Annotated in this window: 17 protein-coding genes; 10 read left to right on the top strand and 7 right to left on the bottom strand. The window is 36.0% G+C overall.

The features are described from left to right. The first annotated feature begins 21 nt into the window (after positions 1 to 21). From KTI79_RS04850 to KTI79_RS04840, 3 genes are all read left to right on the top strand, one after another. Positions 22 to 693: a class I SAM-dependent methyltransferase gene (locus KTI79_RS04850; RefSeq protein ID WP_032053628.1), complete on the top strand. Its 672-nt coding sequence runs from the start codon at positions 22 to 24 to the stop codon at positions 691 to 693. Between the two features lie 276 nt (positions 694 to 969). Beyond that, positions 970 to 2253, top strand: coding sequence for a DcaP family trimeric outer membrane transporter (locus KTI79_RS04845; protein ID WP_086375762.1), 1284 nt, complete (start codon positions 970 to 972; stop codon positions 2251 to 2253). Positions 2254 to 2353: 100 nt separating this feature from the next. Continuing rightward, the gene (locus KTI79_RS04840; protein WP_086375733.1) at positions 2354 to 3709 is read left to right on the top strand and encodes an MFS transporter; all 1356 of its coding nucleotides are present in this window, start codon (positions 2354 to 2356) and stop codon (positions 3707 to 3709) included. A gap of 49 nt (positions 3710 to 3758) precedes the next feature. Here KTI79_RS04840 and KTI79_RS04835 read toward each other — a convergent pair whose 3' ends face one another. Continuing rightward, positions 3759 to 4997, bottom strand: a complete 1239-nt coding sequence (locus KTI79_RS04835; RefSeq protein WP_032053632.1) for an SGNH/GDSL hydrolase family protein — start codon at positions 4995 to 4997, stop codon at positions 3759 to 3761. 111 nt (positions 4998 to 5108) lie between these two features. On the opposite strand from KTI79_RS04835, the gene KTI79_RS04830 reads away from it, so the two are divergent. Further along, the gene (locus KTI79_RS04830) at positions 5109 to 6014 is read left to right on the top strand and encodes a LysR family transcriptional regulator (protein WP_086375732.1); all 906 of its coding nucleotides are present in this window, start codon (positions 5109 to 5111) and stop codon (positions 6012 to 6014) included. Here KTI79_RS04830 and KTI79_RS04825 read toward each other — a convergent pair whose 3' ends face one another. Then, a complete protein-coding gene (locus tag KTI79_RS04825) occupies positions 6015 to 6308 on the bottom strand; it encodes a hypothetical protein (protein WP_079284145.1) in 294 nt (97 codons plus the stop codon). It lies immediately after the preceding gene. A gap of 904 nt (positions 6309 to 7212) precedes the next feature. Here KTI79_RS04825 and KTI79_RS04820 point away from each other — a divergent pair. The 3 genes from KTI79_RS04820 (at position 7213) to KTI79_RS04810 (ending at position 8375) form a co-directional block, all read left to right on the top strand. After that, a complete protein-coding gene (locus KTI79_RS04820; protein ID WP_032053635.1) occupies positions 7213 to 7359 on the top strand; it encodes a hypothetical protein in 147 nt (48 codons plus the stop codon). 266 nt (positions 7360 to 7625) lie between these two features. Beyond that, on the top strand, positions 7626 to 8054 hold the full coding sequence (locus KTI79_RS04815; RefSeq protein WP_032053636.1) for a hypothetical protein: 429 nt from the start codon (positions 7626 to 7628) through the stop codon (positions 8052 to 8054). Between the two features lie 102 nt (positions 8055 to 8156). Next, positions 8157 to 8375: a hypothetical protein gene (locus tag KTI79_RS04810; RefSeq protein WP_032053637.1), complete on the top strand. Its 219-nt coding sequence runs from the start codon at positions 8157 to 8159 to the stop codon at positions 8373 to 8375. 104 nt (positions 8376 to 8479) lie between these two features. Here KTI79_RS04810 and surA1 read toward each other — a convergent pair whose 3' ends face one another. The 3 genes from surA1 to KTI79_RS04795 all read right to left on the bottom strand — a co-directional run bounded on the left by surA1 (position 8480) and on the right by KTI79_RS04795 (position 9896). Continuing rightward, a complete protein-coding gene (surA1, locus tag KTI79_RS04805; RefSeq protein ID WP_000132045.1) occupies positions 8480 to 8797 on the bottom strand; it encodes a surface antigen protein 1 in 318 nt (105 codons plus the stop codon). Positions 8798 to 8912: 115 nt separating this feature from the next. Further along, positions 8913 to 9140: a hypothetical protein gene (locus tag KTI79_RS04800; RefSeq protein ID WP_016141364.1), complete on the bottom strand. Its 228-nt coding sequence runs from the start codon at positions 9138 to 9140 to the stop codon at positions 8913 to 8915. Positions 9141 to 9419: 279 nt separating this feature from the next. After that, positions 9420 to 9896, bottom strand: a complete 477-nt coding sequence (locus KTI79_RS04795; RefSeq protein ID WP_032053638.1) for a CinA family protein — start codon at positions 9894 to 9896, stop codon at positions 9420 to 9422. A 316-nt stretch (positions 9897 to 10212) separates the two neighbouring features. On the opposite strand from KTI79_RS04795, the gene KTI79_RS04790 reads away from it, so the two are divergent. Together KTI79_RS04790 and katE are read left to right on the top strand one after the other, a co-directional pair. Next, a complete protein-coding gene (locus KTI79_RS04790; RefSeq protein WP_032053639.1) occupies positions 10213 to 11625 on the top strand; it encodes an iron-containing redox enzyme family protein in 1413 nt (470 codons plus the stop codon). Positions 11626 to 11674: 49 nt separating this feature from the next. Next, positions 11675 to 13819, top strand: coding sequence for a catalase HPII (katE, locus tag KTI79_RS04785; protein ID WP_079284146.1), 2145 nt, complete (start codon positions 11675 to 11677; stop codon positions 13817 to 13819). Positions 13820 to 13874: 55 nt separating this feature from the next. Here katE and KTI79_RS04780 read toward each other — a convergent pair whose 3' ends face one another. Both KTI79_RS04780 and KTI79_RS04775 read right to left on the bottom strand, forming a co-directional pair. Next, positions 13875 to 14753, bottom strand: coding sequence for an SDR family oxidoreductase (locus KTI79_RS04780; RefSeq protein ID WP_016141360.1), 879 nt, complete (start codon positions 14751 to 14753; stop codon positions 13875 to 13877). 141 nt (positions 14754 to 14894) lie between these two features. Beyond that, positions 14895 to 15296: a DUF6367 family protein gene (locus tag KTI79_RS04775; protein WP_032053641.1), complete on the bottom strand. Its 402-nt coding sequence runs from the start codon at positions 15294 to 15296 to the stop codon at positions 14895 to 14897. A gap of 471 nt (positions 15297 to 15767) precedes the next feature. Between KTI79_RS04775 and KTI79_RS04770 the strand changes: the two genes are divergently transcribed. Then, on the top strand, positions 15768 to 16243 hold a 476-nt coding region (locus KTI79_RS04770; RefSeq protein ID WP_262468270.1), incomplete at its 3' end, for a KGG domain-containing protein.

Here is a 16243-nt window from a genome sequence, read left to right as displayed (position 1 = left end):
TTTAAATAGAGGATAAGCAAAATGGCAAAAGACTTTAATAGCCCAAAGGTAGTCGAAGGATATGACGAACATATCCGTAAATTAATTCCGGGTTATGAAGTGATCCATCAACAGGTGGATGCCATTTTGCAATCGGTGTTGCCGCCAAATGCTCATATTTTAATTGTGGGCTGTGGCACGGGGTATGAACTCGAATATTTACTTAAACGTCATCCAAGCTGGAGATTTACAGCAGTTGATCCATCTTTGACTATGCTGCAAAAAGCTCAGGAACAGGTTGAACTTTTAGATAAATCTTCTCATGTGACCTTTGTCCACGGTGAAACTTCAGCTTTACCTCTGGAAAATTGCTTTGATGCTGCACTTTCTATTCTTGTGGCTCATTTTATTGCAGATGACATAAAACCTGTTTTTTTTAAGGATATTTATGATCGCTTAAAAGAAAAAGCGATTTTGCTGACCTACGATTTAATGACGTGTGTAAATCCACAGCATCTTCACGCTTTACGTTATTTATGTTTGGCACAAGGTTTAACGGAAGAGCAATGTCAGAAAATGTTAGAGCGTATGGCACAAGACTTTTTTAGCCTAACCACTGAAGGATATATAAAACTTTTAGAAAAAACTGGTTTTGAAAGTGTGCATCCTTATACGCAAATTTTGACGTATCAAGGGTTTATTGCAAAAAAATAATGGATTTGGGAAAGCGTTAATACGGATATAAAACCTGCATATTCTCAATGAGGAAGAGAATATAAAAACTGAAAAGAATTAGAAGATTTAGCTTTACTTAAAACAAATTAAAAGTGGTTTTCAGGCCGCTTTAGGGAGGTTTTGTCTAAAAAATATGATCGAAGGTTTTTCTTGTGAAAGAAAGACAAATTTTAAGCACCTATTTTAGATGGGTACATAACAAAAAGGATGTCGAGATCTTTAAGTCTAATTAAAGATCAAAAGGAAAATTTCATGATGAAAGTTTTAAATACAACGGTTCAAAAAAGCCTGTTGGCTGTTTCTGTGACCCTGTTTATGTCTTCCGCTTTTGCAGGTCAAACAGATCCTGAAATAGCACAACTTCGCCAAGAAGTGAAAGAACTTCGGGCTATGTTACAAGCCAATATGCAGGCGCAAAAATCTTTAACGCAAGGACGAGTGGAACTAGCAAATTCAGCGACTCCTCAAGCCGTACCACCAATACAGCAAGGTTTAACCAAGTCTGGTGCAGAATTTAACTTATATGGTTATATACGGGCAGATGCTTCTTATCAAATGAAGGGGGCTTCTACCATGTATAACAATATTAGCGGTGTTCCACTTGAAAACACGCCAGAAGAATCTGCACAAAAAGACCAGTTGCACAGTACGGTTAATGTGACACGTTTCGGGTTGAATTTTAAAACCCCAACAGCCGCGGGTGATGTAGGCGGAAAGTTAGAAATGGACTTCTTTGGGGCAGCCACTCGTGATCAGTTTCGGATACGCCATGCTTATTTAACTTTTGATAAATGGCTCATCGGTCAAACGTGGTCAACATTTATCGCACCCGAATATTATCCGGAAACGATTGATGCAGGCACATTTGTAGGCAGTGCATTATTAAGATCACCACTAGTTCGCTATAGCGATAACTTAACGGCAAATACAAGCTTTGCAGTATCGGTTGAAGATCCGAAATATACTGCGATCTCAGACCCTGACAATAAAATGCGCTTACCAGCTTTGGTAGGACGTTTAAATCATAAGTTTGCGAATGGCTCAATGTTGTCGGGACGTAGTTTTGTCGCCGAAAAGAGAACGAATAATGATGAGCAAGTCGCTTGGGGTGTGGGCTTCGGCGGTAAATATCAAATTACGCCTGATACCTTACTCAAAGCCGATTATTACCATGTCAACGGAGATGGGCGTTTCTTGCTATGGAGTAATAGCGGCTATGCAATAGATGATCAAAATAATATGCATAGCAACGAGTTTGACACCGTTTCTTTGGGTATCACTCATCAATTTACACCACAAATTCGTTCAACCTTAGCTTATGGCTATATGAAAGCCAAAGATGATAACCGTTTTGCTGAATTACAACGTAATAGCACCACTCAAAACAAAGAGCTTTGGCAGGGTTGGGTGAATGCACTTTATAACCCATACAAACCAATTACTTTGGGCGTCGAATATGTGTATGGCGAACGAGAAACTTTTGATGGACGTAATGGGATTGATAACCGCTTCAATATGATGGCGAGTTATGACTTTTAATTTATTCAACAAGACCTTGAATAATCTGTTTTTTCTTTAGGGTGCAGTATGTCGTTTTAAAAAATTAAATATGAATTTATCTCACAGAGGAGGTGAGTAAATGACAACATCTAAATTAAATGTAAATGAAGTTATTGATCAGGCCAGATTTACCCCTTTTCACTGGAGTATTTTACTTTGGTGTTTATTGATTATTATTTTTGATGGTTACGATCTGGTGATTTATGGCGTTGTATTGCCGTTGCTAATGCAAGAGTGGTCGTTAACAGCTGTACAGGCGGGGATGTTAGCAAGTACGGCACTATGCGGAATGATGTTTGGGGCGATGTTCTTTGGAACACTGGCAGACAAAATAGGCCGTAAAAAGGTAATTTTAATCTGTGTGACTTTTTTTAGTGGTTTTACCTTTTTAGGTGCTTTTGCATCAAGTCCACTTGAGTTTGGAATACTTCGGTTCTTGGCGGGACTAGGCATTGGCGGGGTCATGCCAAATTTAGTTGCTCTTACCTCCGAATATGCACCTAAACGTATAAGAAGTACTTTGGTGGGGAGTATGTTTAGTGGTTATGCAATTGGGGGAATTCTTTCAGCATTAATTGGTAGTTATTTGGTTGAAAGTCAGGGGTGGCAAATTATGTTTTTAATTGCCGGTATTCCACTATTTTTATTACCTGTCATTTGGAAGTTTTTACCTGAGTCTTTAACCTTTTTAGTTAAGACAGGTAAGACTGAGCAAGCACAGCGCATTATTCAAAAAATTTCACCTGAACAAAACCTAACGATTAATACTCACTTAGTGCTTAATGAAGATAATGTTCCAACAGGCAGCTCTGTAAAAGGATTATTTCAACAAGGCCGTGCATTTAATACATTCATGTTCTGGCTCGTGTTCTTTATGTGCTTACTCATGGTATATGCCTTAAGTAGCTGGTTACCAAAACTCATGCTGGCAGCAGGGTATTCACTCGGAAAGAGTATTTTATTCTTGCTTGCTCTAAATGTTGGCGCAATGATTGGTTCAATCGGTGGCGGTATTTTGTCTGATAAATTCCATCTGAAACCTGTAATTATGGGAATGCTACTGGCGGGTGTTTTGGCACTGGTCGGCTTAGGTTTTAACTCACCCGCCTATGTTTTATATGGTTTAGTCACTGTTGCCGGAGCAGCAACGATTGGTACTTCAATTCTTCTTTATAGTTACGTTGCACAATATTATCCATTAAGTGTGCGTTCTACTGGAATTGGCTGTGCCTCTGGTGTTGGTCGTATTGGGGCTATTGTTGGACCTATCTTAACGGGCCTGTTATTAGGGTTGGAATTACCACATAAAATGAATTTTGTGATGATCGCAATTCCTGCAATTTTAGCGCTTTTCGCCGTCATGGTTTTAAGAAGATATGTAGCTGAAAAACAGCCTATTACACCAAAGCTTAACGCCGAGTTAGAGGGGAATTAATCAATATGGATACGGGTAGGAAACAAATTCCTATCCGTATCTGGATGTTTTATTGATTAACTAATTCGTTTAAATCAACCAGATTTGCCATTTGTTGATTACCACGATCATTCGGATGTAAATGATCTCCCGAATCATAAATTGGATTTAATCGATCAGGATGTTTAGGGTCTTTTAAACCTTGCTCAAGATCAAGTACGCCGTCAAATGTATGACTGGTTCTGATCCAGTGATTAATACGCTGGCGAAATTGGTCTTTATTCGGTTGGTAATAATTATCTAACGGTGTATTGGGTAAAGCGCCTGAAAAGGGAAGTAACGTTGCCCCAATCACTTGGATACCTTGTCGATGTGCCTCATCTACAACATGTTTATAACCTTGAGTGAGTGCTTCAAAAGTCGGTATGTGTTGTTTAGGTGCAAATGCGGTACCGGGCCATGAAATATCATTAATGCCTACCAGCACAATTAAAGTTTTGACACCTGAGTATTGAAACACTTCACTGTTTAAACGTTTTAAAGCACTATCACCCATACCGTCTGTAAGTAGTCGATTCCCTGAAATTCCACTATTAATGACCGCTACTTGATGTGGTGATAAACGCTTAGCTAAAAAGTCGGTCCATCTGGTATTTGCATCTAAAGTTGCGGTTGCGCCATCGGTAATTGAATCTCCAATGACTGCAACAACATGTGCTTTACGCTTCGGTTTTACTTCTACAGCCGACAATAATAATCGTGCAGTTGTGGTTTTGGCACTGCTAGGCGTATTTAAATTCGCAGTCTGGTTGCCCGTAATGAGCCAACTGGTTTGTTTCGCATCCCAATGAAAAGTTTTAAATGTAGTGGGCTTTTGAATAAAGGTATTTACCATTAACTGCGCATGATCGGGAACTGGTAATTGGATTGGATCACTCATCAGCTGTTTGCCAGGTAAAATTTGTGCTTTAAGCTTTCCAGAAAAATAAACTGGATAAGCATTCTTTGATTTTAGACTTTGTCCTTTGATTAGTCCCACGGTAGTTTTATCAATATATAAAGGTTGATCCCCATATTGGTTGGTGAAAACGAGCCGAACAGCTTCACCACCTAAACTAATTTGACTAATTTGTTTGATGGTCTGATTTGATATTTGATCTGGAATATTGGTCGGGAAAACGAAATCTTTATTCCAGACTTTTTGTGGGCTGGCTGCCCAAGTGGTAATCCATTGGCTCTTTTGTACTTCTGCTTGTGCAAAGCTCGTAAATAAAACGAGAGAGAATAGGGCGGGTTGATAAAGTTTCATCTCGTGAACTCTTTAAAACGAATTAAAGTTATCTTGAAACAAATTACTGGCTTGTTATAGCCACATAAGCGGAATAAGATTTGTGAATGAAATTCATAAATAGATTTTGTTATGTCTTATTTTGATATTAATCGGTCTGGCGAGTTGGCAATTTTTATTCATGTAGTTGAATTAGGAAGCTTTTCAGCAGCCGCAAGAGTTTGTGACATGACGCCGTCTGCGGTGAGTAAGTTAATTTCTCGGTTGGAAAAAAGACTTGGTGTTAGGCTGCTTAATCGCTCAACACGTCAGTTCCAGCTTACCAGTGAAGGATGCCAGTTTTATGAGCAAGGCATTCAAATCCTGAACGATCTAGACGAGCTTGAACAATCTGTTACTGCAAACCACATACCGCAAGGGCGAATTAGAATTCATACTAGTCTTTCATATTGGACGCATTTTTTATTGCCTTGTATTTCCTTATTTAATCAACGCTACCCACAAATAGAATTAGAAGCTCATTTGAGTGATGAAGTCATTAATTTGGTTGAGCAAAGAATAGATGTTGCAATTCGTACAGGGCCTTTAAAAACCTCAAATTTGGTTGCTCGCTCACTCGGAAGCACTCAGAAACATTATGTATGTTCACCTACATATATTGAAAACAATGGTTATCCGCAGCATCCAGAAGAGTTATATGAACATCAGCTTTTAGATGTAAGTTACCAACGCCAAAATAAAACATGGCTTTTTAAAAAAGATGTTCAAGAAATCACGCTTGTGCCCACCAAAATCTTAAGAGTAAATCATGGAGAAGCAATCTTACAGTTAGCGATTGCAGGTGTTGGTATTGCACAGCTTAACCAATTCCAAGTCCAAAAAGCTGTGGAGCAAAAACTATTAGTTAAAATCCTTGAAGACTGGAATACCAATGCTTCTGAAGAATTTCATGCCGTTTGGATCGGACATGACAAATATGTTCCTAAACGTGTCAGGGCTTTTTTAGATTTCTTGGTCGAGCATGCAAACATTAGTTAATTAATTTTTTCTGGCACTTAACTGACATTGATCCATGGTTTCATTCATTGTTTCCACAAAGTGCATATCCGCATCAATATTTTGTAAGCTAACTTTCGGTAAGTTTTCTACAAACTTTGGCGAATAATGTTTTTCTAAAGAGTTATAAATACAGTTGCATTGTGAAAGTGCACGACCTGCCCAAACACAATGTGTATTAAATTCATTTTTACTAATAGATCTGCAACCTATTAAACTTATAGAACTTATTAATAGGATGCACATTAAAACAATACGATATAAAAAAAACATCATTATTGCTCTTTATTGGTTGTTGTTATCGTTCAGTTTGGTTTGGAGATGTTCTCATCTTTAACGGGTGTTAAATATTGACATCTTTTGTCGAGTGAGATGAGTGTTTGGATGGGCGAAAAAATAGAGAAAGTTCTTTAAAACCGCTTTAAGCCAAATAAAAGGATAGTGAAGAGTAAGAAAAATAAAATAATATAAAATAATAGTCATTAGAGACTCCTTGATAAAAGAAGTTGCGCCCAATCACTGCTATTAATTATGGTGGTGAAACGAAAGAGGGTTAGCAGACTGATACCTAAGAAACCAGCACACCCGAAGGTGTCCCACTCCCGTTCCTCCGTCAAAGGCACGAGGGGCTCCACACCAAAAAACTTGTTTTTAGTGCACTTAGGTAGACGATCTGCTAAAACCGACTGACAAAATAGGTCAGCGGGAGCATCATAAGCTGAGCCTTAAAGCGGGTCAATTGCAAAAATAAAAGATTGGTTTATATAAACAAATATTAATATTTTTAAATTTTTATTAATAAAATAAGGAGTTATTTAGAATTTGGAGTACTGAATAAACATTCAATCAAATTTAGGAAATGAGTTTTAATGTTTATATATCAAATATTTATTAATTGTGTATTTATATAGTGTGGAGGGCTATTAACTTAATTAGATATAAGTTTAAAAAGGGTAAGAATTTCTAATTTTATAAATATGATGTAATTAAATAATTAGCCATTGCCAAAAAATAATCAAAATATCAATTGCAAGAATAGTAATTTTCTTTAGATTTATTTTATTGTGTTTTTTACAAAAGCTTGCATAACCTACAAAACTTAAGAGAACCATAGCAGTAGGTAAACATAAGAAAATGTTATTCATAAACCTACATCTTAAGATTTAAAAGGGTGACCTCAATGTTAAGAATATTTTGTGCAGTGAGTATGGTAGTCGCAATTGCAGTGGGTATGAGCGCTTGTCAAGATAGAAATTCAACCGACGATGATGGAACACACGGCTCTAATGATCCAGCAACTACACAACAAATGGATAAAAATTCATAATGATTTCGCTTAAGAAAACTCACTGTTAAGTGGGTTTTCTTATCGTTTATTTCTATAAAATATGTAACATAATAAAAAATACAATTATATGAAAATATAAAATTAATCAATAAATTAGTGAGTTATTATGTTTGTATAAATTTGTTGTTATTGAATTGTGTCTAATATAAATTATAGTTTCAAAAAATTAATAAAATAAACACAATAAATTACTTATATTCATCCAAAATTCATTTTAGTGAAAACAATTTTTTGAAGGTAAGGATATGCCCCAGTACTTAAGAATAGCTGAGAAAATCTATCAAAATGTTAAAGAAAAAAAAGGCTTTACAGATGATCATATGGAAGATCTTAACAATTTGATGATTGAGCTCAGACACGAGATTAAGGGGACAAATCTTAAACTTTTATACAATTATATTGATTTTGCTGAATTATTGATTAAACCTCTTCAGGAATCTAAAATTAAATTAGATTTAAGTATTATTCCTAAAAGTAAGAATACACAGGAATTTGTACTTTGGCTTGCAGGTTTTATCGAACGAATTACCACGGGTGGTCAAGAAAAATTACCTCCCATTCGCGCAAAAGTTGCTTTGCCTGCCTATGCTTATGAAGAAACATATCCCCCTACGGGAAGCCCCGTAAATAATGGGGAAGAAATTATTGAATACTTTAAGAAAAAAGAAAATTAAACAAATTTTCAGTCAAGCCTGATGTGTACACTTAGATCAGGCTTAAATGATATTAGAACTTTATTAAGTTTACGCTCAAATGAATACTTAAGGTGGTTAAGCATGTTTGTATATTTTACAGATGGGACGTGTATTAATGAGTCTGAGATCTATGGTGTGAAAGCCAAACATGAGCAAAATAAGTATGTAGTTGAAGTAACTATCAAACCGACTCATACATTATCGGCATCTAGTGTACAGTTCAAAAAAGAAGTTTTTGATAATGCTCAATTAGCCAATCAATATTTAAATAATAATTTTAATATGCCACCTTTCTTTTAAAGAAGCACTCGAAGCTGGAGTTTTAAGAAATTTTAGCAATAAAAAGAGCTTATTTCCGAGGGCCAATAGGAAATAAGCTCATGGCTTTGGACCAATTAAGGATGTTACATGTCATCCCATGCATCTTTAATGGCTTGTTTAGCATGTTCCCATTTTAAACGAGATTCAGCTTTTAATTCTTCCCACTTTTGTTGCAAGCTACCTTCCATATCTTCAAACTGAGTTCCTTCTTTAGATTCTGAACGGGCACGGTGACCTAGTTCATAAGCTGCAGAAAAATCACGATCATAATCCAGATCTGGCGTAGTTAATTGAGCTTCTTGATAATAAGGTCGAGTAAGATAACTTTCCCGCCAGCGAGAGTCAGAATAATTATGGTCGCCAGCTACAAGTTGAGCATGGTCTGTATTTTGATCTGTCATCAGTTTTTCCTCTTCTCTTATTTAATTTTATGCTTATGTTAAATTTAGGAAGGTGAGGGCACCTTCCTAAATAAAATGAATGACCGCATCAAATGACATTTAAGTCAGCAACGAATTAACGTTGCTGATTATTGTTATTTGAGTTTTGTTGGCCTGAATCTTTTTGATTAGAGCCTTGTTGTTGGCGGCGGTTGTCATTTTGCTGTTGTTGCTGGTTGTTTTGTTGCTGTTGATCGTTTTGCTGTTGGTTGCCTTGTTGCTGCTGGTTGTTACGGTTGTCGTTTTGCTGTTGTTGTTGCTGTTGATTATCGCGTTGATTGCTTTGATTATTAGTAGTGCTCATCTTTAATTACCTCATATCATTTATGATGTGTGTTTTATCTGAGAGCTTCAGATAGGTTCATTAAAACATGAAAATTTTTAATGTGTAGTCTAGGGGTGTTACCCTATATTTAACTGTAACTTTGATTATTAAATAAAACCTTGATTTCTATAAAATGTAATTTTAATCAATAAACATAATTAATATGAAGATAGATAAGATTACATTTAGGTACATTGGAATTAAGCAAACACTATGATCATTTCCAAATATGTATTTGTTATCTTTTATAAAGAAAAGCTATTTTTTATTATCTAATATTATATATTCAATATCTTGGGTAATGTAATAAAGAAGTTGTCTAAGTTTAAGGCAGGGTAAACCTTTAAATACTCTTCTAAAGTTATAAAAATTATTCTGATAATAAATAGAATAAAAGAAAGTGCCTACAGGTTTCTCAGTAGTTTCCGAGCCCCCCTTTTTTAGTAATCCAGTACAGGCAACATAGAGGTCGGCATGCAAGAGTTCTTTGCCTTTTTTGATCATCTCTACAGTGACTTGCATAGACTCTGGCGTATATTTTTCAATAAGTTCAGGTGAAATATGAAGAGTATTCTCTTTAACACGTAAGTCATAGCTAACTAAGCTTCCAATAAGAATGTCACCTGAATAAGGGCTCAAAGAAAAGCGGTAAGCGAGATAACCAGCCGAAGCACTTTCAAAAAATGCGATTTTAATTTTCTCTTGGGCAAGTAATTTACAACATGAGTTAAACATTTGTTTTCTCCTTAAAACTATTTTTAATTTAGTTATAAGATTATTTTTAATTTCTTTTTGTTAAGTTTTTAGTCTTTATAATTTTAAAGGTAGCTCAAGTGTAATAAAGGTTTATAATTTATATATTTTTTATAAAAACAGCAGGTTAAATTATTCGAAAGGTGAGAATGTAAGTTTGTGTTATTTTGTATCTTATTGAAATTTAATATTTTTAAAATTATGAGTTGTTTCTTGATAACGTAATATAACAAAGATAGGCTGGGATTATAGTTCAGTTAAAGTATGGTAATTTATATCTCACTAAAGGAGAATAGAAATGCCTGTTGTAGTGAAAAAAAGATTATTAGACTTATTACAAGATAATCAACAGAACTATTACGAATTATTTGTTTTTTTCCTTGATCCTGATATTTCTAGTTTTGAAAAAGAGAAGAAAGCAAGAGATTTCCTTAATCAAGAAATAGATAAAATAGATCAAGAGGAAATTGATTTTCCAGCAACTATAAAGACGGTTAAAGAATGGTGTGAAAATGATAATAAACAAAATTGTGAGTTATTTCAGACCTATTTGAGTCGTAGACAAAATGGCGGCGGAAGAGAGTACTTTAAAAATGTTGGTCAGGCATTTGAGTTTTTAATTAAAGTTTCACCCACTAAAAAAGTAGACGGTGCATGGCTATATAGTTCAGTTCAATATTGGAATGATCCAGTTTTTCATGACCTTATCATTACCTATTTGGAAGAGCTGGGGCTAGGTGAGCCGAAAGCAAATCATGTATGTATCTATGATGACTTATTACGTAGTCTTGGGCTCGATAGTTTTGATCTACTCTTAGAAGATGAATATTATCATAATGCCGTGATTCAATTGGCGCTTGGTTATGCTCCAGCTGAGTTCATTCCCGAAATTGTTGGCTTTAATTTAGGCTATGAGCAACTGCCACTTCATCTACTCATCAGTAATTATGAGCTTGCGGAACTTGGTATTGATTCTAAATATTTTAATTTGCATATCACTATCGATAACATTGATAACGGCCATGCAGATAAAGCAATTAAAGTTATAGAAAATATTTACGATAAATATAGAGACAAAGAACTCTTCTTTAATAAATTGAAGCGCGGTTTTGCTCTTAATAACCATGGCGTATCGTCTTCTAAAATTATTAAAAATTTAAATCTTGAAGATTTAGTTCTTAAAATTTTAAAAAGAAAAGCGCTCGTGGGCCAGCTCATTCATAACGAAACTAGACAGTTTGGATGTAAAACGATTAACCAATGGTTATCAAACCCAGAAGACGTTAAAGGGCTGGTTACACATCTCATTGATCATAAGTGGATTAAATTGAATACCGATCCTGAACAGAGCGTGTTCTGGCGAATGATTAATGAAGAAAATGGAAAAATGTTTGGGGTATTTAACCCTGTAGAACGACAAATTATTCATGACTGGATTGCTGGTAGTGACCATGCTTCTAACTTTTTGGCTTACAGCAGAGAACTAAAAAATAGCCAGCGTATTCAAGACTATCTCTTTAGCTATATTTCTGATGGCGAACTCGATGCACTTCAGGAACGTATACGCCACACCCCTGATCTTGCCATAAAGATATGTAAGCTGACTCCGTTTTTGGCCCCAGATTCACACCATAAAAGCATTGGTCTATGGAGCACACGTAAATATGTTGAGCTCCTTTTTCCATATTTAAGTTCCTTTAACAAAAACTAACTCTTGGAGTTTTTTAATTCACCCCACGTTTAACTTTAAAACATAGGTAATGAACATGACTGATAATGTTAAATCAACAAATAAAACAAGTGAAATGGCTGGTGCGGACGCTGCAAATAAAGCCAATACTACCCAAAAAACTGAACAATTAGACTCAGTCAGAGATGATGCAACCAATGAGGCATTAACCACAAACCAAGGGGTTAAAATAGCGGATAACGAGAATAGTTTAAGAGCGGGCATTCGTGGTTCAACACTATTAGAAGATTTTATTTTAAGAGAGAAGATCACTCATTTTGACCATGAACGTATTCCTGAACGTATTGTGCATGCACGTGGCGTAGGTGCACATGGTTACTTTCAGGCCTATGAAGGAAACGAGCGTTTTACAAAAGCGGGATTTTTAACCGATCCAAGTATTCAAACGCCAATTTTTGTACGCTTCTCAACTGTGCAAGGCCCACGTGGTTCTGCCGATACTGTCCGTGATATCCGCGGTTTCGCAATTAAGTTTTATACCCAAGAAGGTAATTTCGATTTAGTGGGTAACAATGCACCCGTATTTTTTGTCCAAGATGGTATTAAATTTCCAGACTTCGTGCATGCCGTAAAACCTGAACCAGATACAGAAATGCCAACAGGTGCAACCGCTCATGATACTTTCTGGGATTTTGTGTCTTTAGTGCCTGAGTCAGCACACGCGGTGATTTGGGCTATGTCAGACCGTGCTATTCCACGTAATCTACGCTCAATTCAGGGTTTTGGTGTTCATACATTCCGTCTTATTAATGCTCAAGGCAAATCTCATTTCGTGAAATTCCACTGGACACCTAAACAAGGTTTAAGTGCTTTAGTTTGGGATGAAGCTCAAAAGCTTGCAGGTAAAGATCCGGATTTCCACCGTCGCGATCTCTATGAAGCCATTGAGAATGGAGTTTACCCTGAATGGGAATTGGGTGTGCAAATTGTCGAAGAAGATGATGAAATGAACTTTGACTTCGATTTGTTAGATCCAACAAAAATTATTCCTGAAGAGTTGGTTCCAGTCACACCAATTGGTCGATTTGTTTTGAACCGCAATGTAGATAATTTCTTTGCAGAAACAGAGCAGGTGGCTTTCTGTCCAGGCCATATTGTGCCAGGGATTGATTTTACAAATGACCCACTTTTACAAGCACGTCTATTTTCGTATACCGATACGCAGTTAAGTCGTTTAGGTGGACCAAACTTCCATCAAATCCCGATCAATAAACCTGTATGTCCATTCCATAATAATCAACGTGATGGTATTCACCAACATACCATTCACAAAGGGCAGGCTGCATACCAACCAAACTCAATTGATAATGATTGGCCAGCAGAAACACCACCTGCGGCTTCAAATGGTGGTTTTGAAAGCTATCCTGAAAATATTAGCGGACATAAACTTCGTCAAAGAAGTGAAACCTTTTCCGATCATTTTTCACAACCGCGCCTTTATTACAAGAGCCTTGCCCCTCATGAGCAAAAGCACGTGGTCGATGCCTATACTTTTGAATTAAGTAAAGTGCAAAGAAAACACATCCGTGAGCGCCAAGTTCAACAAATTTTGGCAAATATTGATCTCGACTTAGCTCGACAAGTAGGTGCTAATTTAGGAATCGAAGTTCCTGATTTAACGCTAGATTATAAAAAAACTGCAGTTGAAAAATCAGCTAAATTATCTTTCTTGGCTTTTCCACCAGAAGATATTCAAGGCCGAAAAGTTGCAGTGCTCATCCATAATTTAGTGAAATCTGATGAACTGGAAGTTATGAAAAACTGGGCAATTAAAGAAGGTGTAACTCTTCATTTATTAGCGCCAAGTTTAGCTCCTGTAAAAGATCATCAAGATAAAATTATTACGGCTGATGGCATGCAAATGGCTGAACCTTCAATCGCTTATGATGCGGTAATCATTCCTGATGGCGATAATTTAAATGCTGTTATGCAAGATGGTGTGACTCGTCATTATCTATTAGAAGCTTATAAGCATTTAAAACCAATTGCATTTTTAGGAAATAAATCTGATTTACTTGAACCGCTAGGTTTAGTTGCCGATGAAGGTACGCTAGTTGAAGGTGAATTCCAGCAAATTGCTGAAAAATTCAAAAACTTGATTATGGCTCATCGTGTTTGGTCACGAGAACAAATCGCTGCTCACGTACCAGCTTAACAACAAAAAAAGCCCTGAAAGCTTTAACTTTCAGGGCTTTTTTATATCTTAATGATTAGCCATTAACGATTTGACCACCGTTTACATGAATAACCTGACCTGTAATATAACTTGCATCATCTGAGGCAAGGAAAAGATAAGCAGGTGCAACTTCACTTGGTTGTCCCATTCTTCCCATTGGCGTATCTTTACCAAATTCTGCAACGGTTTCTGCATCAAAACTACTTGGAATTAAGGGAGTCCAGATGGGGCCGGGTGCCACACCATTCACTCGTATACCTTTTTTCTGTTTCATTAAATTGTTCGATAAGCTGCGCGTAAAAGTAGTAATAGCACCTTTAGTACTTGCGTAATCGATCAGCTCATCATGACCTTGATAGCTGGTAATACTGGTCGTATTAATAATACTGTCACCTTCTTCCATATAAGGAATGGCTTCTTTAGTAAGATAAAACATTGGAAAAATATTGGTTTTAAATGTCTTTTCTAACTGTTCATTACTAATGCTTTCAATTTCCTTTTGTTGATATTGCACACCGGCATTATTTACTAAGATATTAATTTTGCCGTACTGTTGTAGAACTTTATCAATATCTAGTTTTGCAACATCTGGGTCAGAAATATCACCTTTTAATAAAAGGCAATGTTGTCCTTCTCTTTCTACGAGCTGTTTGGTGATTTCGGCATCTTGATCTTCTTCAAGATAAAGGATGGCAATATCGGCACCTTCACGGGCAAACAATACAGCGACAGAACGGCCTATACCACTATCGCCACCACTAATAACGGCAACTTTACCTTTTAACTTCTCGCTACCTTTATGGGAGCTTTTTATAATCTCTGGTTCAGGATGCATTTTTTCCTGATCGCCTGGTTGATGAGATTGAACTTGTGCGGGAGCAGACGTCGGATATTGATTTGTTGAGTTTTCCATGTTTCAAATACCTCTGTATGAATATCTAATTTTCATAGGTTGAACTGTTGTTACGTAAATATAAGTAAAATGAATTTTTTAATAAGTTTTCTTTGTTATTTTTATATATAAGGATGTAAAAAAATATTTTATATTTGAGAGTTATATAATTTCTATTAGCTTAATTTTATTTTTATCAATCATACTCTCAATAATAGAGCGGTTTCCTGTATCGTCTAACCAATTTTCTATCGGTATATTATTAGATAAGTCTAAAATTTCTTGAATAACTTTTCTTGCTTCCTCTATATTCTGTGAAGCTTTATTATCTTGATGCGCTATATTATCTAGTAATAATTTTATATCTTCTTGTTTCATATCTTTTGATTTAATAATGTACAAGTCTCTTTGGAAGGGATGGCTTGCATGTGGGGGATCTAATCTATAACTCCATTCTTGATCATAATTCTGCCATGAATTCTTAGACTTAATATGACCTAATAGAATTTCTGGGATAGAAATATGAATATATTGTGGAAGTGATGATTGTTGATCTACTTTCATGGCTAACTCACTTAGAATATCTTAAATTAATTTTTAAATAGTATTTTTTATTACTCAAGTAAAGATTTTAAAGAAATGTAATGATATATGTTTCTGTTTTTTAATAAAATTATTTGTTTCCCATTTGTGTTTTTTTAGGTGGGGATGTTTCATAGTTTTACTTTTTGTTTTTATTTAAACTGTTTTGTTATTTACATGATAGTTTTAAAACTGATTGTAAGAATATATTTTAATGTGCGCTTGAGTAATAATGAGTGAATAATTATATAAAAGGTAAAGTTGAATAGAAGCTGAAATATATAAATTCTTATTTAAATAATGAAGTTATAAAAATTTAAAATTTTAATTTTATATACATTTAAATCGATTGATACAGAGCCTAGGTGGGAAAATATTACAGATCTTCTATCTTAATTAAATCCGTTAACCAAAAGCGGTAGTGACTATAATTAAATATAGGAAGATATAACTATGGCTAATACTAGATATGAAGATGATGATAACAATAGAACAGGTACTTCAAATCGTGGATTTGCAAGTATGGATCCTGAAAGAGTACGAGAAATAGCCAGCAAAGGTGGGCGAGCAGCTCACGCGAGTGGTAATGCACATGAGTTTACCTCTGAAGAAGCTCGTGAAGCTGGCCGAGCAGCCCATGCAAGTGGTAATGCTCATGAATTTACGTCTGAAGAAGCACGTGAAGCGGGTGCCTTAAGTCATAAAAATGATGGCCGTAATGGTCGTGGCCGCGGCCGTGATGATGACGATGATGACGATCGCGGTAGCCGCTCAAGTGGTCGTGGTCGCAGCCGTTATGATGATGACGATGATGATGATCGCGGTGGCCGTTCAGGTGGTCGAGGCCGAGGCCGCAGTCGTGATGACGACGATGATGATGACGATCGCGGTGGCCGTTCAGGTGGTCGAGGCCGAGGTCGCAGTCGTGA

Origin of the sequence: Acinetobacter sp. WU_MDCI_Abxd143, from assembly GCF_025514195.1 — a bacterium.
Classification (GTDB): domain Bacteria; phylum Pseudomonadota; class Gammaproteobacteria; order Pseudomonadales; family Moraxellaceae; genus Acinetobacter; species Acinetobacter pittii_H.
The sequence above is the reverse complement of the archived record's forward strand: the minus strand, read 5'-3'. Positions and strand labels throughout refer to the sequence as shown.